Source organism: Burkholderia sp. Cy-637, assembly GCF_011753175.1.
Classification (GTDB): Bacteria; Pseudomonadota; Gammaproteobacteria; order Burkholderiales; family Burkholderiaceae; genus Burkholderia; species Burkholderia gladioli.
In genome coordinates, this window is record NZ_VWWC01000002.1 from 63,481 (window position 1) to 84,914 (window position 21,434).

A 21,434-nucleotide genomic window follows, 5' to 3' on the forward strand; every position below is an offset into this window, starting at 1 on the left:
AAAAGCGCTATTTTACGTCAGGCCGGCCCGGCTGCCTTGGAAATCGGGCGGCGTGGCATGATCGGCGCTGGCGCCGTCCGGCGCGCATGCCGTCGCCGGGCCGGCCGCGCCGCGGTGGCCGCGTCGCGTCTGCCATTCGTCCGCCGTTCGTCCGCCATTCTCGCCGCCCTGTTTCGAATCGCCTGCCTGGAGCCTCGAATGTCCGTCCACACCTGGTTGCTGTTTGCCTTCGCCTACCTGCTGACCACGCTCACGCCGGGGCCGAACGTGCTGCTGGTGGTGCGCAACACGGTGCGCCACGGCGCGCGCGGCACGGTGGCCTCGATCCTCGGCAACCTGCTGGTGCAACTGGTGGTGGTGACGCTGGTGGCCCTCGGCGTGGGCGCCTTGCTGGCGGCCATGCCGCCGCTGTTCGTGGCCCTGAAGCTGGCCGGCGCCGCCTACCTGATCCTGATCGGCATCCGCCAGTGGCGCGAGGGCGGGCGGCCCGCCGCCGGGACGAACGCGGCGGCCCCGGGCGAGGCCGTGGCCGCGGCGGTGCCGGTGAGCCGCCTCAGGCTGTTTCGCGAGTCGATCCTGGTGGCCGGCGGCAATCCCAAGACGATGATCTTCCTGTCGGCCTTCATGCCCCAGTTCATCGACCACCAGCGCTCGCTGCCGCTGCAGTTCGCGCAGATGTACCTGACCATCGCGCTGCTGGTGCTGGTGGTGCACACGATCTACTCGACCGGCGTGCGCCATCTGCATGGGCGCCTGCGCGCGGGCCGGGCGGTGGCGGCGATGCGGCGCGTGACGGGGCTGGTGTTCGTCGGTTTTGGCGTCGAGCTGTTGACGGCGAAGCAGCCTTGAACCTGGTCGCGCGCGAGGCTACCGACGAAGGTCAAGGGAAATCTTGAAAGTGGATGCTCACATTTGAGACGTGGAAAGAGCTGCGGCACGGGTTTTCCGTGCCGCCGCCGGTCGTTAGGCGCGAGCGCGCCGCGGCCTACTTCCCGCCCAGCTTCTCCAGCACCACCTTCGCCGCCTGCTCCGACGAGGCCGGGTTCTGCCCCGTGATCAGCAGCCCGTCGGTCACCACGTAGGACTGCCAGTCGGCGCCCTTCGAGTAATCGCCGCCCTTGCGCTTCAACTCGTCCTCGACGAGGAAGGGCACGACCTCGGTCAACTGCACCGCTTCCTCCTCCGAATTCGTGAAGCCGGTCACCTTCCGGCCGTTCACCAGCGGCTTGCCGTCCTCGCCCTGGGCGTGGCGCAGCACGCCGGGCGCGTGGCAGACCAGCGCGAGCGGCTTGCGCGCGGCGAAGGTGGATTCGATCAGCGCGATCGAATCGCGATCCTCGGCCAGGTCCCAGAGCGGGCCGTGGCCGCCCGGGTAGAACACCGCGTCGAACGCGTCGTGCGTCACCGAGCCGAGCCGCACCGTGTCAGCCAGCGCGGCCTTCGCCTCGGCGTCGGCCTCGAAGCGATGCGTCGCCTCGGTCTGGAAATCGGGTTCGTTGCTCTTCGGGTCGAGCGGCGGCTGGCCGCCTTGGGGCGAGGCCAGCACGATCTCGGCGCCGGCATCCTTGAACACGTAATAAGGGGCGGCCAGTTCCTCGAGCCAGAAACCCGTCTTGCGACCGGTATCGCCGAGTTGGTCGTGCGAGGTCAGCACCATCAGGATCTTCATGACATTTCTCCAGGGGACATCCAGGGTTGCGGTAAATGAGTAATGGACCGCGATGAAACCGGGCAGGCGCGGCAGGGCGCGAGGCGATTGTCGCGCCTCGGCGTGACGGGCCGGCGGCAGTGCAGGTCCGTCACATGTCGCTGCGCCGGCCGCCCGGCGTTCGCTACGCGGCCATGCAGGTCAGGGCGCCGGATCAGCCAGCAATTTCGACACCCGCGCCGGCTTCGGCCAGCGTCGGGTAATCGACATAACCGACCGGGCCGCCTTCATACAGATGCTCGCGGCGAACCGCGTTGTAGGGCCCGTCCTCGCGCAGCCGCGAGGGCAGGTCGGGATTGGCGATGAACAGGTTGCCCCACATCACCGCGTCGGCCTTGCCCTGCGCGAGCCAGGCATCGGCGCTGTCGCGCGTGAAGGCCTCGTTGGCGATCAGTGGGCCGCCGAAGGCCTGCTTGATGGCCGGCGCGAGGCTGTCGGGGCCTTCCTTCTCGCGCGTGCTCAGGTAGGCCACGCCGCGTTGCTTCAATTCGCGGGCGACGTGCAGGAAGGTCTCGCGCAGGTCCTCGTCGCCCATGCCGTGGTCGACATAGCCGCCCACGCCGCCGTCGCCGCGCGGCGCGAAGTGGACGCCGACGCGCCCCGCGCCCCACACGCCGATCACGGCATCGGTCACCTCCAGCAGCAGCCGCGCGCGGTTCTCGATCGAGCCGCCGTAGGCGTCGCTGCGCCGGTTCGCCGAACTCTGCAGGAACTGGTCGAGCAAGTAGCCGTTGGCGCCATGCACCAGCACGCCGTCGAAGCCAGCCGCCTTCGCGTTGGCGGCACCCTGGCGATAGCTCTCGACGATGCCCGGCAATTCGTCGATCTCGAGCGCGCGCGGCACCGGGTAGGGCACCTTCGGCCGCACGCGGCTCACGTGGCCTTGCGCGGCGATCGCGCTCGGCCCGACCGGCTGCTGCCCGTCGAGGAAGATCGGATGCGAGATGCGGCCGACGTGCCAGAGCTGCAGCACGATGCGCCCGCCGGCCTCGTGGACCGCGCGCGTCACCTCGGCCCAGCCGCGGATCTGTTCGTCGTTCCAGATGCCGGGCGTGTCGGCGTAGCCGACGCCCATCGGCGTGACCGAGGTGGCCTCGGTGAAGATCAGGCCGGCGCCGGCGCGTTGCGCGTAGTAGCGGGCCATCAGCGCGTTCGGCACGCGGCCGGTCGCGCGGCTGCGCGTGAGCGGGGCCATCAGGATGCGGTTGGGCAGCGTCAGTTCGCCGAGCTGCAGGGGATCGAAGATCGTGGTCATGGTGGTTCGGATAGTCAGGATCGGGTGGATGCCGCCCGGCGCATTCGCGTTCGTGCGCTGCGCCGGGCGAGCCAGGGGATTCGGGGCCGGGCGGCTCAGGACTTCGCGACCAGCACCAGCTTCTGGTTCACGAATTCCTTGATGCCGAGCTCGGACAGCTCCTTGCCGTGGCCCGAGCGCTTCACGCCGCCGAACGGCAGCTCCGGCGCGGTGCCGGCCAGGGCGTTGATCCACACGGCGCCGGTCTCGATGCGCGAGGCCAGGCGGCGGGCGCGTTCGATGTCCCGCGAGAACACCACGCCGGCCAGACCGTAATGCGAGTCGTTGGCCAGCTCGGCGGCGGCATCGTCGTCGGCCACCACGTAGACCTGCGCGACCGGGCCGAAGAATTCCTCGAAGTAGGCCGGGTTGTCGCGCGTGATGCCGGTCAGGATGGTCGGCTCGAAGTAGTTGCCCGGGCCGTCGATCGCGCGGCCGCCGTAATGCAGCGTGGCGCCGTGCTCGACGGCCGCCGCGACCTGGCGCACGATGCCTTCGCGCGCGGCGGCCGAGGACAGCGGCCCGAGCTGGGTGCGCTCGTCGAGCGGATCGCCGATGCGCACCTGGCCGAACGATTCGGTGAGGCGGCGCAGGAAGGCCTCGGCGATGTTCGCGTGGACCACGAAGCGCTTCGAGCTGGTGCAGACCTGGCCGGCGTTGTTGAGCCTGGCTGAGGTGCCGACCTTCACGGCGCGCTCGAGATCGGCGTCGTCGAGCACCACGAACACGTCGTTGCCGCCCAGTTCCAGCGTGGTCTTCTTGAGGTACTTGCCGGCTTGCGCCGCGACGACGCTGCCGGCCTTCTCGGAACCCGTCAGCGCGGCGCCCTGCACGCGGTCGTCGGCGATCAGCGCGGCCACCTGGTCGGCATGGATGAAGAGATTGGTCCAGGCGCCTTGCGGGGCACCGGCCGCCAGCACCATCTCCTCGAACACGGCCGCGCTGTGCGGCACGTTGCTGGCGTGTTTCGAGACGATCGGGTTGCCCGCCGCCAGGTTCGGCGCCAGCACGCGCATCAGTTGATAGAGCGGGAAATTCCAGGGTTCGACGGCCACCAGCACGCCGATCGGATGATTTTCGAGCCAGGCTTCGCCATGCGCGGTCTCGATGCGCGTCGGCGCGAGGAAACGCTCGCCGTTGTCGGCGTAGAAGCGCGCGATGTCGGCCACCACCTGCACCTCGCCGCGGCTCTCGACGATGCGCTTGCCCATTTCCTGCGTGATGATGCGGGCCAGCTCCTCGGCGCGCGACTCGACGATCTCGGCCAGCCGGTGCAGGACCGCGAGGCGCGGCGCGATCGGCCCTTTCGACCACTCGGACTTGTAGAGGCGATGCGCGCTCGCGAGGGCGGCCTCGACCTGTTCGTCCGTGTGGTTCGGCCACTGACGGATCAGTTCGTTGTTGGCGGGATTGACGCTCTGGTAAGCCATGTTGCTTCTCCAAAATGGGTTGCGTCCGGGGAAAAAGGGCGCGATGCTCATTCAAAAATAGACCAGTCGTCTAGAAGCGAGGTAGACTGACGCCTTTCCGGCGGTCCTCGCACCCAGGATTCGGTCGAAAACCTTGCCTGGCCTTGCATTCGCTTCTAAGTAGACCAGTCGTCTAGAACATGGAGCTCATTCTAGGAGCGCGGCTCGGCAGCGCACAACGACGAATGCGCAAGGTTTTCGGCCATCACGTTCCGCGACGGCCGCCGGTACTCGATTTCCCACTTTCTCAGGACGGCACGCGCATCATGCACACAGTTGGCGTACTGGTTCATCCCGGCTTCCAGCCGCTCGGCCTGACGGTCGGCAGCGTGTTCGAATACGCGAACGTGCTGCGCGGCGAGCCGTTCTATCGCTTCCACCTGTTTTCCGAGCACGGCGGCACGGTGCCGAGCTCGCAGGGTTTCGCGGTCGACAGCCTGCGCCTGGGCGCCTTGCGCTGCGACACGCTGTTCGTGGCCGGCGACATCCTGTGCGGCGAGGTGGCCGTGCATCCGGCCGAGCGGGTCGACTGCCTGCGCGAGGCGGCCGGGCAGGCGCGTCGCGTCGCGGCGATCTCGAGCGGGGTGTTCCTGCTCGCGCAGACGGGCCTGCTCGACGGGATGCGCGCGGCCGTGCACTGGTGCCAGGCCGGCGCCTTCCGGCAGCGCTTCGCCGAGGTGCAGGTCGAGGCCGATCATCTGTTCGCGACCGACGGCAGGTTCTGGACCGGCGCGGGCATGAGCGCGGGCCTCGACCTGGCGCTGGCGATGGTCGAGGCGGACCTCGGCGCCGAGCTTGCGCGCGAGGTCGCGCGCAAGCTGGTGGTGACCGAGCGGCGGCGCGGCGCGCAACCCCAGGTCTCGGCCCTGCTCGAGATGGATACGCGCTCGGATCGCATCCAGGCCGTGCTCGGCTATGTTCGCGAGCATCTGAAGGAGGCCTTGACGATCGATACGCTGGCCGGCGTGGCGCGCCTGAGCGTGCGGCAGTTCAGCCGCAGCTTTCGCGAGGCGACCGGGCAGTCGCCGGCCAAGGCGATCGAGCGATTGCGCGTGGAGGCGGCGCGCGTGCTGATCGAGAGCGGGCGGCATCCGGTCGAGATCGTGGCGCGCGAGACCGGCTTCGGCAATCGCGAGCGGATGCGGCAGGCCTTCCTGCGCGAGGCGGGCCTGCCGCCGCAGGCGATCCAGCGCGGCATGGCGATGGCGCGGGCATGAACGCGCGGGCCGGCTTCTTTTATCCGTGCCGCCGCTCGGGCGGCATACGAACCTCAGCTTCTCCAAGGCGCAAGCGATCATGACCACCACCACCGGCGCGGAAATGCGCATGCACATCCTCGGCGTGGCGCGCCCGATCATCCTGCGCAAGGGATTCTCGGGCGTCGGCCTCAACGAGATCCTCGGCGCGGCCGGCATTCCGAAGGGCTCGTTCTATCACTACTTCGGTTCGAAGGAGGCCTTCGGCGAGGCGCTGCTCGAGGTCTACTTCGAGCAGTATGCGCAGCATCTGGACCACACGCTCCAGCATGCCGAAGGCACGGCCGCCGATCGCCTGATGCGCTACTGGCGCAACTGGCTCGACACGCAATGCGGCGACGATCCGCAAGGCAAGTGCCTCGCGGTGAAGCTCGGCGCCGAGGTGGCCGACCTGTCGGAGCCGATGCGCGCGGTATTGCAGCGCGGCACGCAGGGCATCATCGCGCGCGTGACGGCCGGCATCGAGGCCGCGCTCGAGGACGGCTCGCTGCGCGGCATCGAGGATCCCGCCGAGACGGCGCGCGCGCTGTACGGCATGTGGCTCGGCGCGACGCTGCTCGACAAGATCCATCGCGACGGGCAATCGCTGCGGATCGCGATGCGCAACACGCGGCGTTTGCTGGGCTTGGCGGACTGAGGCAGCCGATGGCCAGCCGGCTGCGCGACGATCCATCTTCTCGCGTCCGGGTTGTCAGGCCGAATCGGCCGCGCGGCAGGTTTCGGCCGCCCAATCGATCACCGCGCGGATTCGATTGAGCCGGCGCAGGTCCGGGTGCACGAGGATCCAGATTTCTCTCGACAGATCGCAAGGATGATCATCCAGCCGGCGCAGGCCCGGCATCGCATCGCCGACGGCCCTTGGCAGCAGCGTCTTGCCGATGCCGGCCTGCACCGAGGCCAGCAAGGCCTCCGCATCGTTGACCTTCAACTGGCAGACGGGTTCGTTGCGTTGCATGACGGCATGGGCGATCCACTCGGCCTGGGGCAGGTCGTTCATGCGATCGTCGTAGCTCACCCACGAAAGCGGCGCGGCCTGTCCGTCGTCGCGGGCATAGACTGCGAACGGGAGTTCGCCGATCTTTTTCGCGATGATCCGCAATTCATCGCGCGGTCGCGCAAGCCGTATCGCCACGTCGGCCTCGCGTTTGGTCATGCTCAGCGAGCGGGGCTCGGCCACCAGTTCGACCAGCAGATCGGGATGCGATTTCAGCAAGCCCGGCAGCGCCGGGATCAGAATCCGATTGACCATGATCGGCACCCCGGTCACGCGGACGGTGCCCGCGACGCGACCATCCGCGCCGCCTATCGAGCCCATGGTTCCCTCGATCTCGACTTCGATTCGCTCCGCCAACTCGGCAAATCCCAGGCCATCGTCGGTGGCCGCCAATTTGCCCTGAATCCGATTGAACAGCCGCGAGCCGAGTCGCTCCTCGAGTTGAGCGATGCGTCGCAGCACCGTGCTTTCGTTGACGTTCAGCAGACGTGCGGCTTCGCTCACGGACTCGCCCCGAAACGCCGCCAGGACCACTCTCAGATCGTCCCAGTTTTCTTTTTGCATGTTGGCTCTAGTTCGTTTTTTGGCGGTCAGTCTACCGTCGTGAATCAGTCGAGACAAATGCTCGAGGTATGAGGCCGATTCGGGCAAGCATCGGCGCCGGTTTTTTGCTGGCGCCGGGCAAGTAATTTATTCCTGGCTCGGATGTTAATGAAATGTAAGAATAAATAAAAACTACCTGCTTCCCGTATTCTCGCCTCCTGATTTCAAGTTCGCCGTTCGATTTCCGAATTCGCAACGCCGCCGATTTATTTGGAATCCCGCGTACTCGAATTCGATGCGCATTTTTGCATGGGCGGTCGGCAAATTTGCCGGAACTATGTCGCTATAGCAGCGGATATCATAAGAAAACCACGCGGGCTCATATCGAGATGAGTTACGAAGCGCGGAAAAATAACTGGGGGCGCCAATGATTTTTGCTGTTTGCGTGCTTGCATATCTATTTCTCGTCTATTTCTGCCCGTTCTATCTCTGGCGATCGTTCTTTATTTTCACGAAGGCTTCGCTGTGCAATCGGGAAATCAATGTGGTTCAGAAAGCGAGATTGCTCCGGCATCTGGCGAAAGAACTCATCTATGCCCCGTTCTACACGATTCTCTGGTACCTGGATCTGGCGTTTTTCCGTCGCTACCTCAAGGCCAGCCTGGTCCGGCCGGTGTTCATCGCCAGTCAGCCGCGCAGCGGGACGACGTTTTTGCTGAGAACCTTGTCGAGTGATCCAAATACTTTCTTTTCGCTGAAGCATTTCGAGTGGCGTTTCCCATTCATCTGCCTGTGGAAGCTTATCGATTTTTTTCAACTGCGCAGCCGGATCGAAGCGATCGACTATTGGCCCAGGACCGAAGTTGGGAAAACTGCCTCGAAAATCCACCATCACAAGCTGGGCAGCGTGGAGGAGCATGGTATTTTTTTTGAAGAAAGAATGTATCACCATTACTTCTCGTTTCGACGCTTCCCGTTTGTCGAGGTACTCGATCGCATTGCGAAAGTCGACGAACTGTCGACGCGCGAACAGCGCAAGTTGATGCGAACCTTTCGGCAGGTCGTGATGAAGGTTGCCTATTATCGCGGCGAAGGCCGTACCTGGCTGACCAAGGAGAACGAGAGCGTCGCGCTCTATCGTTTGATAGGGCGGGCTTTCCCCGACGCGCGTTATCTCGTCATCGTGCGCCCTCCCCAGGGTTTCGTCCGTTCCTACGTGACGATGTCGAACGTATGTACCCTCGCGAAGCACGGGATCGATCCGTCGGGCCTGTCCGGCTGGAGTGAGGCGAATCTTCGCTTCAGGCTCGACGAATGCATGAAGCTGATCGATTTCGCCGCGGAACTCAAGCAGCGGCGCGAGGTTGCGTTCACCACCTTCGAGCAATTCACCACCGACATACAGGGCACCATCGAGCAGATCTATCGCGATCTGGGGCTCGACCTGAGCGATGCCTACCGGCAGGTGCTGGGGCGTATGCAGCTTGACCAGAATCGCCGCGACTCGGGCTATGTCAACGCGCCGCAATCCACCGAAGGTTTCGAGCGATATGGCGAATTCGTGGCCGGCATTGCGCCTGCCGCGCGCTGATCCCATTTTCCTCGGCACGTCCATTCATAAAGGGCAGTCATGAATATTCTCGGCCTGAACTACATCTTCCATGATTCGTCAGCCTGCATCGTCAAGGATGGCGAATTGATCGCGGCAATCGAGGACGAGCGCCTGACCGGAGACAAACACACGCAGCGCTTTCCCGAAAAGGCGATTGATGCGTGCATGCGCGTGGCGGGCCTGCCGCCCGAAGAGATTCATCACATCGCGGTGTCGTTCAATCCGAAGAAGCATGTCGTGACCAAGGCGCTCTATGCGACTTCGCTGCATCGGGCGGCGGGATCGTTCATCTCATACGAGTTCCTGCGTATCCGTGCGCGGCAGAAAGCATTCTGGAGCTGGTACCGGAAGACCTGGGGCAAGGGCGCACGGCGTCCGGCCGTGCATTTCGTCGATCATCACCTGGCACATATCGGCGGAAGCTACTTCGTCTCGCCTTTCGACGACGCTGCGCTGCTTTCCGTCGATGGCTGGGGAGAGTGGTCGACCACCTGGTTGGGGCAGGCGAGCGGGCATTCGCTGGAAAAGCTTAGCGAGAGCTTCTTTCCGCATTCGCTAGGCTGTTTCTACTCGGCCGCAACCGAGTTCTGCGGATTCAAGCCGAACTATGACGAAGGCAAGACCATGGGTCTCGCGCCATGCGGCGATCCTGATCGGTTCTACGAACCGATCAGCCGGCTCGTCAGGATCACCGAGAACGGCAATGTCGAGATGGATTTCTCGATGTTCGATTTTCCGAATGTCACGGGCCGCTTCTGCAGCGAGAACTTTCATCGCGAATTCGGGGCGCCGCGCCGGCGAGGCGAGGCGTTCGAGGATCGCCATCGCGACATGGCGGCCGCGTTCCAGCGCGTCCTCGAGGAGCGGATCCTCGAACTCTGCAGGGTGCTCGAGGCGCGCACGACCAGCCGGAACCTGGTGCTTGCTGGTGGGGTATCGCTCAACAGCGTCGCGAACGGCCGGATCCTGCGCGAGACGCGTTTCGAAAACATCTACGTGATGCCCGGCGCCGGCGACAACGGCACCTGCATCGGCGCGGCCTACTATCTATACAACGGGCTGCTCGGCGAGCGGAAGCGCTATCACCACCTGCATCCCTATATCGGTACCGAACACACGAATACCGCGATCGAGCATGCGCTGCGGCAATCCAAGCTGGTGTACCGCCAGTCCGAGGACGTCTGCCGCGATACCGCCCGGCTGCTGCGCGAAGGCAAGATCGTTGCCTGGTTCCAGGGGAAGATGGAGTTCGGCCCCCGCTCGCTCGGCGGTAGAAGCATTCTTGCCGATCCGACCTTGCCGCAGATGAAGGACAAGATCAATGCGGAGGTCAAGCATCGAGAAGCATTTCGTCCTTTCGCGCCCTCCGTGGCTTCGGAGGATGTTTCGCATTACTTCGATTTCGACGGCGAGTCGCCGTTCATGCTGATGGTCTGTGATGTCCTGCCGGAGAAGCAGCATCTGCTGCCCGCGATCACCCACGTCGACGGCACCGCCCGGCTGCAGACCGTCACGCCGCAAGCCAGCGAGCGCTATCACCGGCTGATCAAGGAATTCGAGAAATTGTCCGGCGTGCCGGTGGTCCTCAACACCAGTTTCAACATCATGGATCAACCGATCATCGAGTCTCCCATCGACGCGATCCGATGTTTCTTCTCGACGGGACTCGACGCGCTGGTCATGGGCGACTTCATCGTCGACAAGGCATGGCTGCGAGAGGCCGCATCGTCGGCAGGCGGCGAATCCGCGGCCGAAACGGCAATCCGGGCTCACCGCCATGTGCCGGCGGCGGCGCGCGAATCGGCGACGGCATCGGGGCATTGAGGGGGCGCGACGGCCTCGTGGATGATTCGTGTTGTCGTGATGTGGCGGGTTGGCTCGCGACGGCACTCCTTGCAGGGGAACGTGATGGCAGTGCGTGAGGATGCGGACGTGTTTCGCGCCACGTCGGACAATGAAATTACGTGGCACCAGATGGCGGTGGATCGCAGGGCGCGAAGCGAACTGAAGAAACAACGTGCGGCAGCCTTGTGGATGACGGGTTTGTCGGCAGCGGGGAAATCGACGATCGCCAGCCTGCTGGAGCAGCGGCTCCACGCCCGGGGTTTTCATACCTTCGTGCTGGACGGCGACAATGTGCGACACGGCCTGAACCAGGACCTGGGCTTTTCCGATGCGGATCGCTCCGAGAATATCCGTCGCATCGCGGAAGTCGCACGGCTCATGCTGGATGCCGGCTTGCTGGTGATCGTGTCGTTCATCTCGCCGTTTCGCTCCGACCGTGAATTGGCGCGCCGGCTGGTAGGAGAGGGCGCGTTTGTCGAGATCTTCGTCGAGGCGCCGATTGCGGAGTGCGTTCGCCGCGATCCCAAGGGGCTTTATGCGCGCGCCCTCAGCGGCGAGCTCCGCAATTTCACCGGCATCGACTCTCCATATGAGCCCCCGGAAGCGCCGGAAGTCCGCTTGCAGACCGCCGGCCGGTCGGTTGTCGAGGCGGTCGATACGCTGGAACGCTGGCTGCAGGAAAAGGGATATCTGAATGCATGAATTGAATTCGAAAGCGTGGGACGACGCGCTGGTGTTGGCGCGCCTCGAACTCATCGCGATTGCCGCGGGCGAGGAAATCATGCGCTGCTTCGAGGCGCCTGCCGAATCCACGCTGAAGCACGACGCCTCGCCGGTCACCGAGGCCGATCGGGTCGCCGAAGCGCTGATCCTGCAGGCGCTGGCCGTCTCGTTTCCAGGGGTGCCTTGCGTCGCCGAGGAAGCCGCGTCGGCGGGCGATCTGCCAGCCAGCCTGGGCAGTGTATTTTTTCTCGTCGATCCGCTGGACGGCACACGGGAGTTCATCGAGCGTCGCGACGACTTCACTGTCAACATCGCACTGGTGCGGGACGGGGTGCCCGTCGTCGGCGTCGTGCATGCGCCCGCGAAAGGGCGTTTGTACGCCGGCCGGCCTCGGAATGCGGAGTTGGTCCGGTTCGACAACGGATACGAGCAACGGATCCGGATCGAGGTCCGGCGGTGCGAGGATGCGCCGGTGATCGCGGTGAGCCGATCGCATCTGACGACCGCTACCAGCGACTTCATTGCGCGGATTCCGGGCGCGACGACGACCGCCATCGGCTCGTCGCTGAAGTTCTGTCTGATGGCGGCCGGGGATGCCGATCTTTATCCGCGCTTCGGCCGAACCATGGAATGGGATACCGCGGCCGGCGATGCCGTCCTGCGCGCCGCCGGCGGCAGCGTGCTGACGCTTGACGGCAAACCCTTGCGCTACGGAAAACGGAACCAGCCCACCGACACTGATTTCGCGAATCCCTGGTTCATGGCCGTGACCGGTGACGCATGGGTTCATGCCATACGACCGCGTGATCCGCTGATCCAGCCATCCTGAACACGACGAGAATCGTCGCGCGTCGAGGCGGGCAAGTTTGCCGGATCGCTCCGGCAAATATGCTTGGATATTCCGAAAATTCCGCGTGTAGGATCGAGAAAACTTCCGAGGTCATCATGATCTACTGCGTATTGTTCGAAGACGACGAGGCGTTTGCTCATGCACGCGCCGCCAACATGGAGGCCCACCTGGCCTTCCTGGCCGCCCAGGGCGGCCGGATTCGCGAAGCCGGCCCGCTGGTTGACACATCGACCCGGCTGGCAGCGGGCGGTCTCTGGACGGTCGAGGCCGAATCCGCCGAACGCGTGCTCGACTACATCAGGCAGGATCCGTTCTGGCCGACCGGGCTTCGAAAAGCCTGGCGCATTCTCGAATGGAAGCAGGTCTTTTCCACCCTGGCATCCGAACAGGCCAGCCGTTGAGTGACGCGAGCGCCAGGCTTCATGGGGGGCGAGTCGACGCGAGCCGTGAATTCGACATGACAAGTGAGAAGAAATGATGAAGCGAGAGGCCGTCTTCCTGAAAATCTGGTTGTCGATTTTCTGCACTTCGCTGGCGACCTTCCTGCTGCTGATGTCCTTGTCGGCGGTGGTCATCACGCGCACGGGATCGGCGGCCCTGGCGAACATCGTAGTCCTGACCCAATGGATTCCGGCCGTGCTCGCGCTGCCCCTGATCCGCTCGCTGGTGGCGCGCCGGAATGCACGGCAGCTGCTCGTGCAGGCGGAGTTCGGCGCGGTGCTGTCGATCGTGCTGATTCCCGTGGCAATCGACAATACATTCGCCATGCTGGCGCTGCTGATCGCGAAGGGAACCTTCGACAATCTGTCCAAGGTCAGTCGTCCCGTGGCACTGAAGCAGTTGTTCGACGGCAGCGATCTCGCGCGCGCGGCGTCTTACTACAACACCGCGATGCTGGTGGGCGGCGGCGTGGGCTCCCTGATCGGAGCCGCGCTGCTGGGCAGGCTGGCATTGGGCACCATCGTCGCTGTCTGCTGCGCCCTGCACGTGCTGTCGGCGGTCATTTACCTGACGGTGCGCGAGCGACGTCCGGCGGATCGCGCCGCGGCCTCCGGGGCCACCTCGACGCCGACGTCGGAGCAGGAGATCTGGCAGGCGATCGTCTACTTCGTCGCGAGCGTTGCCCTGTTCCAGGGTTTCCACAATATCGCGCGCTCGGTGTTCGCCGTCCATCAGATGCACATGGCGTCCACCGGCATCCCCATTCTTCAGGCGGTCACCAACGGCGCTTATGTGATCGGCGCGTTCGTGGCCGCGCGCGTGAGCCTGGAGAAGGGGCGCTACGCCATGGCGGCGGTGCTGTCCCATGTGTTCGCGCTGCTGACCCTGCTGCCGCTGGTCGTCGTGACGGGGGAGCAGGCCGGGGTGTTCGCCTACGGTGTCTTTGCATTCGGCTTTGAACTCGCGTATTGCGTGCATCTTCGTTACCTGATTCTGGCCGTGCCCGGGGAACGCTTGCCGCGCGTCATGGCCAATGCCAATGCATGGGCGCTGGGGCTGATGCTGTCGTTTTCGATCGCGGGCAGTTTTCTGGCGGAACGTGTCAGCTTCGGCTCACTGGCCTTCGGTACCGGCTTGGTCGCCGTCTGCGTACCGATTGCCATTCAGATCCTGAAAGCCGTCGCGCGGCGCGAACCAATACGATTCAAGGGGGAGGCAGGCTGATGCATATCACATTCGTAGACAGCAATCCGGTGGGACTCAAGGCACTGGCCGCCGCACGTGCGGCCGGCCATCGGATCACCTTCGTGGCCTCCAGGCAGTTCGCCGGCTTGCTGGATCCCGACTCGATGGCGCGTTGTCGTGAACTGGCCGACCGCATCGTCGAGATCGATACGTCGCGCAACGACGCGGAACTCCACGATGCGCTGGTCGCCATCCATCGGGACCAGCCACTGGATGCGGTTGTCACCGCGCTCGAATACTGCGCGGCCTCGGTGGCGCGTTGTGCGCGGCGTCTCGGGCTGGCGGGCACCGATCCCGAGGCCGTGGCGCTTGCCCAGGACAAGGCGGCGGCGCGCGCGCGGATCGAGGCGGCGGGAATGCGGCCGGTTCGCTATCGCGTGGCGGATTCGTTCGAGCAAGCGACGGTTCATGCGCGGGATCTCGGTTACCCGATGATCGCCAAGCCGCTCAGCGGCGGAGCCAGCATTCGCGCCGAGCGGATCGACGATGCCGCTTCGCTGAGCCGGTATTTCGCCTCGCTCGACGTCATGCCGGACGTCCCGCCGGGGCTTGCGGACGCGATTTCCCCGCAGACCCTGCTCGAGGAGTACGTGGAAGGGCCGCTGTTTTCCGTGGAGGTCGCCGCTGCCGGCGGAGAGGTCCTTCCGCTCATGATCTCCGCGCGCAAGCGATGTGCCGATGAGCCCTCGATCGAGCTGGGCACCACCATGCCGGCGCCGGTTCGCCCGCAGACAGCCCGCCAGCTGACGGATTTTGCGTTGCAGGTCGCCAGGCATCTAGGCCTGGATTTCGGCATCTTCCACATCGAGCTGATCCTCGGCCCCAGCGGGCCCGTGCTGGTCGAGGCCAATCCGCGGATCATGGGCGGCAACATGCCGACCGTGTTCGCATTGGCCACGGGGGTCGATGCCTATGAATTGCTCAACGAGATGTATCTGACGCGACGGATGCCGATTCGCTGCCGAGACGTCTCGGCCATCCGTGCAGCGACCACGCGCATGATCGGCGCGGCGGAAGCGGCGACGATCGAGGCCGAGGTCGACCTGGCATGGCAGCGTCCCCTGGCACGCCATGTGGCGGCCTGGCGCTTCGATCCCGCGGTCGGGACACATGTGCGCCGCATGGATAGCAGTTACTGTCCCTATCATTTTCAGATCGTCGCCGAATCGGCCGAGGAATCGAGCCTGCTGGCGGAGTGGATCATCGGACGTACCGCGCATGCCGCGAACCTGAAACTGCGTAGTTCGAGCGAGGATTATCTGTTCCTGTAGGCGTCGCCGTCGCCTCCACGTGGCGGCGGGGCGGTCGTCTTCCCTGTCTGGACGTCGCCAGGCGACCGCGGCCACGCCCGCGATCGCCCATCCTGGGAACTCGGGCGCTCGCGTGCTCTCGTAGCTGTTCGCGCCGATTCAATGCTGCGTCACGGCAGGACTGTCTCCCACGTCGTGCGCCGTTTCTCGTGACACCGGCAGTGTCGCTGCCTGCCGTGCTGCCTCCTCGCCTTCTCCCATCCCCTCCTTGAAGCCCTTGATGGCGCCTCCCAGGTCCGTGCCGAGGCTGCGGATCTTCTTGGTACCGAAGATCAGCGAAACGATCGCCAGCACGATCAGCCAATGCGTGATGCTCAGACTTCCCATGGTCACTCTCCTTGTATCGGGTTCGATCGGTTCCAGGCGCCGATATCTCCGTCAGCGCGTGCGCCGATCCTAAGCGCGATCGGCCCGGCGATGTATCAAAGCTCCTGATGATCTGGCCAAGAAATCCTGATTGGTCATCGGCCTGATGCGTTCCTACTATTGGCGGCACGGAGCGGCTGGCGAGCATCCGATGCCGCGGTGAGCCGTTCATGCCGATGCATCGAACGACGGTTCACCGAGGCACGGCGCCATGCCGCTTCCGATCACAACCCGCGTCACCCGGGAGGTCCCCCGGCACCGGGAAACCATCAAGACGAGATCATCAGGAGAGCAAAACATGACCGATTTGAAACGTCGCAGTGTACTGGTCGGCGCGGCCGCCGGCGCGGTGGCACTCGGTGCGGCGGCAGCCGCCAAGGCGGCCGAATTCGGCAACCCCGACACGCCGGCGCAAGGCGCGATCAACTCCACGCCGATCGCGATCGCCGAGCCGGGTCCGCAGAACCCGCAACTGCGCGACGTGCTGCCCTCGTTCAACAACCCGCCGCCCACCGACGTCGGCGGCATGCCGATCCCGTGGGCCTCGTTCAACATGGCGCACAAGCGCATCCAGGCCGGCGGCTGGGCGCGCGAGGTAACCACCAAGGCCTTCCCGGTGTCGAAGGACATCGCCGGCGTGAACATGCGCCTCGGGCCGGGCGGCGTGCGCGAGCTGCACTGGCATCAGCAGGCCGAGTGGGCGATCATGGTCAGCGGCGAGGTGCGCATCACCACCATCGACACGCGCGGCCGCGCCGAGGTGGCCGACGTGGCGGCCGGCGACATCTGGTACTTCCCGCCCGGCCTGCCGCATTCGCTGCAGGGGCTCGGCGACAACGGTGGCGAGTTCGTGCTGGCCTTCGATAACGGCGCGGCCGGCGAATTCAACACGCTGATGGTGTCCGACTGGCTCGCGCACACGCCGCCCGACATCCTCGCGCAGAACTTCGGCGTGCCGGCCGAGAAGTTCAAGGAGATTCCGCTCGAGCAGCTGTGGATCTACCAGGGCGCGAAGGCGGGCCCGCTGGCCGCCGACCAGGCCTATGCCGCCTCGCCCGAAGGCCGCCCCGACCATCCCTTCATCTTCCGCATGGGCGCGATGGCGCCGACCATCTCGACCGCCGGCGGCGAGGTGCGCATCGTCGACAGCCACAACTTCCCGGTCTCGAAGACGGTGGCGGCGGCCCTGGTGACGGTCAAGCCGGGCGGCCTGCGCGAGCTGCACTGGCACCCGGACAACGACGAGTGGCAGTACTTCATCAAGGGCACCGGCCGCATGACGGTGTTCAACACCGGGCCGGCCGCGCAGACCGTCGACTTCAATCCCGGCGACGTGGGTTATGTCGAGAAGAACCTCGGGCACTACATCAAGAACACCGGCAAGGAGGATCTGGTGTTCCTCGAGATCTTCAAGTCGGATCACTTCTCCGAGGTGACGCTCTCGCAGTGGCTCGCCAGCGTGCCGCGCCAGTTGCTCCGGGAGCACCTGCGCGTCGACGACGAGACGCTCGACGCGATCCACAAGCTCAAGCAGCGTCGCGACGTGATCGCCTGAGCGCGCGTCAAGCCACGCGCGCGCCGCGTGCGCGCAGGTCGCCGACCTGCCGCACGGCGCGCGCCGGTTTTCCTCACCCGTATCGAATCGACACCCGCACCCGCAAGAGGCGTTCATCATGCTGATGGCAATCAAACGTACCGCCAGCTACGCGCTGTCCGGCACGGCAAGCACCGCAACCGTGACGGCCATGCGCGATGCGCTCGACAACGAGCGTCGCGGGATCCGCGCGCTGCTGCCGTTCGCGGGGCCGGCCGTGATCGCCTCGGTCGGCTACATGGACCCGGGCAACTTCGCCACCAACATCCAGGCCGGCTCGACCTACGGCTACGAGCTGCTGTGGGTGGTGCTGCTGGCCTCGCTGGTGGCGATGCTGTTCCAGGCGATGTCGGCCAAGCTGGGCATCGTCACCGGCCGCAGCCTGGCCGAGCTGTGCCGCGACAGCTTCCCCAGGCCGCTGGTGATCGCGATGTGGATCGGCTCGGAGATCGCCGCGATGGCGACCGATCTCGCCGAATTCATGGGCGCCGCGATGGGCATCTCGCTGCTGTTCCACCTGGCGCTCGGCTGGGGGCTGCTGATCACGGGCGTGGTCACGGTCGGCATCCTGTCGCTGGACAAGAAGGGCTTCCGCCCGCTCGAGATCGTGATCGCCGCCTTCATCACGGTGATCGGCCTGAGCTACCTGGGCGAGCTCATCATCGCGCCGCCCGACTGGCACGCCACGATCTTCCACACGGTGGTGCCGCACCTGCGCGACGGCGATGCGCTGATGCTGGCGGTCGGCATCGTCGGCGCCACCATCATGCCGCACACCATCTACCTGCATTCCGGCCTTACGCAGAATCGCGCGCCGGCTCGCAACGACTACCAGCGCCGCAAGCTGGTGCGCTTCTCGAATCGCGAGGTGATGGTCGCGCTCGGCTTCGCGGGTTTCGTCAACCTGGCGATGGTGGCGATGTCGGCCTCGGTGTTCCGCAAGAACGCGCCGGGCATCTCCGACATCGCGGCCGCCTATCACACGCTCACGCCGGTGCTCGGTACCGGTGCCGCGGTGCTGTTCCTGGTTTCGCTGCTGGCCTCGGGCATCTCGAGCTCGGTGGTCGGCACCATGGCCGGCCAGAGCATCATGCAGGGCTTCGTCGGCTTCCGCACGCCGGTGCTGGTGAGGCGCCTGATCACCATGGTGCCGGCCGTGATCGTCTGCCTGTTCTGCAACCCGATGACGGCGATGATCGACAGCCAGATCGTGCTGAGCATCGTCCTGCCGGTGCCGCTGATCGCGCTGGTGGTGCTGTCCTCGCGCCGTTCAGTGATGGGTGGATTTACCGCCAGCCGGAAGCTGATCGCCACGGCGGCCGTCGCCACCGCCGTGATCCTGGCGCTCAACGTAACGCTGATCTGGCAGGCCCTCGTCGCGTAACAGCGCGCGCGTGCGCAGCGCCACCTCTAGGCTCGCGCCGCCGGCGGCGAGCGCGCGCGTTTCCGGAGCGGCGGGCTCGGCCCGCCGGAGATCCATGCCCGTGTGCACCTTGTCGATACCCGTGAAGTGCTCGAGCCGCGCGCCGCCCTCGGCGAGAAGGAATTCGCGGAAATGGACGGCGGCGGGCGGCAGGTGGCGATCCGCGCGATGGATCACGCACCAGCTTCGCCTGCGCGGGAAACCCTGCACGTCGAGCACCACCAGCAGGCCGGCGCGCAGTTCGGACTGAACCGTCTGCGCCGACAGGAAGCTGATCCCCATGCCGGCCATCACCGACTGCTTGATCGCCTCCGCGCAGCCGATCTCCATGAAGCGCGGCGCCGAGGGCAGGGTGCCGAAGGTCTCGTCGGCGACGCCGCGCGTATCGGTGCCGCGTTCCCTGACGATCAGGCATTCGTCGGCGATGCGCGCGTAGGGAATGTCGCGCGCGCCGGCCAGCGGATGATCGGGCGCGGCCACCAGCACGAAGGGGTTGGGCGCGAAGGCCTCGGCGACGATCGCCGCGTCGTCGGGCGGCTGCACCATGATCGCGAGGTCGATCCGGTCGGCGCGCAGCAGGGCGATCAACTGGTCGCGGCTGCGCACCGTCATCTCGGGATCGATGCCGGGCTGCGCGTGCAGGAAGGCACCGATCAGGTGCGGGAAGAAATAGCTGCCCGAGGTGATCAGGCCGACGCGCAGGCATTGCGCGGCGCCGGTCTTCAAGACCGCAAAGGACTGCTCGGCGGCCTTCAGGTCGGCGAGGATCGCCATGCTGTGGCGCAGCATCAGCTTGCCGGCCTCGGTCAGCACGATGCGCTTGCCGACGTGGTTGAACAAGGGCACGCCGGCATGGTCCTCGATCTGCTTGATCTGCATCGAGACGGCCGGCTGCGTCAGGTGCAGATCCTCGGCCGCACGCGAAAAGCTCAAATTGCGCGCAACACTTTCGAAAGTCTTGAGTTGGCGAATTGTTATGTTTTTCATATGAAGCCATGTCTCCTATTGGGGAACATTTTTAATGCCTCCTGGTTCGACGCTCGGCGGCTTCCTCGAAGTTTAGACCTACTATCGTAATTCGGCTTGCAAGGGATCACCCTTGCTTGCAGGCTGGGAGAAGCCGTGCAGGTCGCGATGTTTTTAAAAATGGAAAGCGAAATGAAATTATTCGTGCTCGTCATGCACGATTGAATATTACGAGGCGAAGAGAAATCCGGTTTTCAGAAATGCTTACGAAATTCCATTGCTATAAGAAATGGAAATGCCTAAAGCGAGATAATCCGGAGCGTGCCTGGGCGATCCCGGTCCGCCGCATGAGGCGGACCGGGTTTCGAAGCGTGATGGGGCGCTTATTTGGTGAGGTAGAACAGCGCGTCGGTGCCGGTGTTGCGCGGCGACGGCGTCTTGGCGGCGGGCTTGTCGGCGGCGGTGGCCACTGGTGCCTGCGGGGCGGGCGGCGGGTCGTTGCGCGTGCCGGTGTCGGCGACCGGCAGCGTCTGGCTCGCCAGGGCCTTGTCCTTGTTGTCGCGCGAGGAGGGCGTGGAGAGATACCAGAGCGCGTCGGTCGACGCGGTGGCGGCTTTGCGCGCGGCGGCGGCGCTTGCGCCGGCTGCCGTGGCGGGCACGGCGTTGCCGCCCGGTACGGCGGGAGCGCGCGTCGGCGCGGCGCCGGCCTGGGTCGAGGTCGAACCAGCGGATTTCGGCGTGATCGCGGCCGGCGCCCGCTGCGCGATGGCCTCGGCCTGGCCGATCTGGAACACCAGCTTCGGCTCGAGCGTGGCGATCACCGCGTAAGGCGGCTGCGGATCCCAGCGCAGGATCACGCGGCCGCGCGGCGTGTCGCCGAAGATCGCCGGCACCCGCTTCATGTCGCTGAACTGCACGTAGATGCGGGCGCCGTCGTCGAACACCTGCACCGGCTTGGCGTCGTCGGCGCCCGTCACGGTCCAGCCGAAGTTGTAGGTGCCGGGCGCCGCGTCCGGTGCCGGGGCGGGCGCCGGGCGACGCGGGGTGCTGCCGCTCGCGCCGTTGGCGGGCGCCATCTTCACCTGCGAGACGCCGAGGCTGGCGAACGGATTGTAGGTTTGCGGCGGCGTAAACGAGGGCGGGAGGATAGGCATGGACACATCCTGCGTGCTGGTGATCGATTGCGCGGTGTCGTAGACCTTCTGCGCGTAGGCGAGGCGCTTGTCGGGCGAACTCGCGTTGTAGGCGCCGATGGCGTTCCAGGTCGGCCCGAACTGCTGGATGTTCTGCGACAGGATCCAGGCGCCCACATAGGCATTGGTGCAGGGATCGAGCAGGCTCTGCTGGGTGATGCCCTCGCGCGCGAGGCGCGGCAGCCAGGAGCTGTTGATCTGCATCAGGCCGATGTCGTAGGTCCCGTTGCTGTTGGGGCTGATGACATTGGTGCGCGTGCCCGATTCCACCTGGGCGATCGCGCGCATCAGGCCGACGTTGACGTGCTGGAAGCTGGCCGCGTCGTCGATGCAGTCGGCCCGCGCGAGGCCCGGCATCGCCACCAGCAGGCTGGCGGCGGCCAGCGCGCCTCGGCGCGCGCGCCTGCCGGTCGAGCCCCGTTTTTGGTGCTGCGAGATTCCCATCATGAAACCCGTGCTGATGCCTGTATGTTTTATCGGCCGGGCGCCGCGGCGCCTGCCGGATGGCGGCGCGCGGGCGATTCGGCCGTGCTATGGGCAGCATCGATACTGCGCGATCCGGGGATCGCGGCTCGGCGGGCGTCGGCCCGGACGCCGCCGAG

18 protein-coding genes and 1 pseudogene are annotated in these 21,434 nt (G+C 65.5%); 12 read left to right on the top strand and 7 right to left on the bottom strand.

Annotated features, from left to right (window positions below):
• The first annotated feature begins 198 nt into the window (after window positions 1–198).
• Window positions 199–849, top strand: a complete 651-nt coding sequence (locus F3J10_RS01180; protein WP_167240653.1) for a LysE family translocator — start codon at window positions 199–201, stop codon at window positions 847–849.
• 136 nt (window positions 850–985) lie between these two features.
• On the opposite strand, the gene F3J10_RS01185 is transcribed toward F3J10_RS01180, so the two are convergent.
• From F3J10_RS01185 to F3J10_RS01195, 3 genes are all read right to left on the bottom strand, one after another.
• Window positions 986–1,669, bottom strand: a complete 684-nt coding sequence (locus tag F3J10_RS01185) for a type 1 glutamine amidotransferase domain-containing protein (protein ID WP_167240655.1) — start codon at window positions 1,667–1,669, stop codon at window positions 986–988.
• 193 nt (window positions 1,670–1,862) lie between these two features.
• Window positions 1,863–2,963: an alkene reductase gene (locus F3J10_RS01190; protein WP_167240657.1), complete on the bottom strand. Its 1,101-nt coding sequence runs from the start codon at window positions 2,961–2,963 to the stop codon at window positions 1,863–1,865.
• A gap of 95 nt (window positions 2,964–3,058) precedes the next feature.
• Window positions 3,059–4,432 (bottom strand): NAD-dependent succinate-semialdehyde dehydrogenase, encoded by a 1,374-nt coding sequence (locus tag F3J10_RS01195; protein ID WP_025098150.1) that lies wholly within the window; start codon window positions 4,430–4,432, stop codon window positions 3,059–3,061.
• Between the two features lie 305 nt (window positions 4,433–4,737).
• On the opposite strand from F3J10_RS01195, the gene F3J10_RS01200 reads away from it, so the two are divergent.
• Window positions 4,738–5,688, top strand: coding sequence for a helix-turn-helix domain-containing protein (locus F3J10_RS01200; RefSeq protein ID WP_025098149.1), 951 nt, complete (start codon window positions 4,738–4,740; stop codon window positions 5,686–5,688).
• 79 nt (window positions 5,689–5,767) lie between these two features.
• Entirely contained in the window at window positions 5,768–6,364 is a 597-nt protein-coding gene (locus F3J10_RS01205; RefSeq protein ID WP_167240659.1) for a TetR/AcrR family transcriptional regulator, read from the top strand.
• A 54-nt stretch (window positions 6,365–6,418) separates the two neighbouring features.
• Here F3J10_RS01205 and F3J10_RS01210 read toward each other — a convergent pair whose 3' ends face one another.
• Window positions 6,419–7,285 carry a LysR family transcriptional regulator gene (locus F3J10_RS01210; protein WP_166910755.1) on the bottom strand — a complete coding sequence of 289 codons (867 nt, stop codon included), beginning with the start codon at window positions 7,283–7,285 and terminating at the stop codon, window positions 6,419–6,421.
• Between the two features lie 406 nt (window positions 7,286–7,691).
• Here F3J10_RS01210 and F3J10_RS01215 point away from each other — a divergent pair, with 406 nt between their 5' ends.
• From F3J10_RS01215 to F3J10_RS01245, 7 genes and pseudogenes are all read left to right on the top strand, one after another.
• The gene (locus tag F3J10_RS01215; RefSeq protein ID WP_167240662.1) at window positions 7,692–8,855 is read left to right on the top strand and encodes a sulfotransferase; all 1,164 of its coding nucleotides are present in this window, start codon (window positions 7,692–7,694) and stop codon (window positions 8,853–8,855) included.
• Window positions 8,856–8,894: 39 nt separating this feature from the next.
• Window positions 8,895–10,700 (top strand): carbamoyltransferase C-terminal domain-containing protein, encoded by a 1,806-nt coding sequence (locus F3J10_RS01220; protein WP_025098147.1) that lies wholly within the window; start codon window positions 8,895–8,897, stop codon window positions 10,698–10,700.
• A gap of 126 nt (window positions 10,701–10,826) precedes the next feature.
• Window positions 10,827–11,423, top strand: a pseudogene (cysC, locus tag F3J10_RS01225) (adenylyl-sulfate kinase); the annotation flags it as partial.
• Window positions 11,416–12,273, top strand: coding sequence for a 3'(2'),5'-bisphosphate nucleotidase CysQ (gene cysQ, locus F3J10_RS01230; protein ID WP_025098145.1), 858 nt, complete (start codon window positions 11,416–11,418; stop codon window positions 12,271–12,273). The pseudogene cysC and the gene cysQ, both read left to right, overlap by 8 nt.
• A 116-nt stretch (window positions 12,274–12,389) precedes the next feature.
• Complete coding sequence (locus tag F3J10_RS01235) at window positions 12,390–12,695, top strand: YciI family protein (protein WP_029949878.1); 306 nt, start codon at window positions 12,390–12,392, stop codon at window positions 12,693–12,695.
• A 73-nt stretch (window positions 12,696–12,768) separates the two neighbouring features.
• Complete coding sequence (locus F3J10_RS01240; RefSeq protein ID WP_167240667.1) at window positions 12,769–13,959, top strand: MFS transporter; 1,191 nt, start codon at window positions 12,769–12,771, stop codon at window positions 13,957–13,959.
• Window positions 13,959–15,251, top strand: a complete 1,293-nt coding sequence (locus F3J10_RS01245; protein WP_025098142.1) for an ATP-grasp domain-containing protein — start codon at window positions 13,959–13,961, stop codon at window positions 15,249–15,251. The genes F3J10_RS01240 and F3J10_RS01245 overlap by 1 nt, the downstream gene beginning before the upstream one ends.
• A 138-nt stretch (window positions 15,252–15,389) precedes the next feature.
• Here F3J10_RS01245 and tatA read toward each other — a convergent pair whose 3' ends face one another.
• Window positions 15,390–15,617, bottom strand: coding sequence for a Sec-independent protein translocase subunit TatA (tatA, locus tag F3J10_RS01250; RefSeq protein ID WP_025098141.1), 228 nt, complete (start codon window positions 15,615–15,617; stop codon window positions 15,390–15,392).
• Between the two features lie 337 nt (window positions 15,618–15,954).
• Here tatA and F3J10_RS01255 point away from each other — a divergent pair, with 337 nt between their 5' ends.
• A complete protein-coding gene (locus F3J10_RS01255) occupies window positions 15,955–17,211 on the top strand; it encodes a cupin domain-containing protein (RefSeq protein ID WP_013696893.1) in 1,257 nt (418 codons plus the stop codon).
• Window positions 17,212–17,329: 118 nt separating this feature from the next.
• On the top strand, window positions 17,330–18,634 hold the full coding sequence (locus F3J10_RS01260; protein WP_167240669.1) for an Nramp family divalent metal transporter: 1,305 nt from the start codon (window positions 17,330–17,332) through the stop codon (window positions 18,632–18,634).
• Here the strand turns inward: F3J10_RS01260 and F3J10_RS01265 are convergent.
• Together F3J10_RS01265 and F3J10_RS01270 are read right to left on the bottom strand one after the other, a co-directional pair.
• A complete protein-coding gene (locus tag F3J10_RS01265; RefSeq protein ID WP_084152457.1) occupies window positions 18,521–19,660 on the bottom strand; it encodes a LysR family transcriptional regulator in 1,140 nt (379 codons plus the stop codon). The two genes, F3J10_RS01260 and F3J10_RS01265, sit on opposite strands and share 114 nt — an antisense overlap.
• A gap of 362 nt (window positions 19,661–20,022) precedes the next feature.
• Window positions 20,023–21,279 (bottom strand): transglycosylase SLT domain-containing protein, encoded by a 1,257-nt coding sequence (locus tag F3J10_RS01270; protein ID WP_167240671.1) that lies wholly within the window; start codon window positions 21,277–21,279, stop codon window positions 20,023–20,025.
• Window positions 21,280–21,434: the final 155 nt, after the last annotated feature.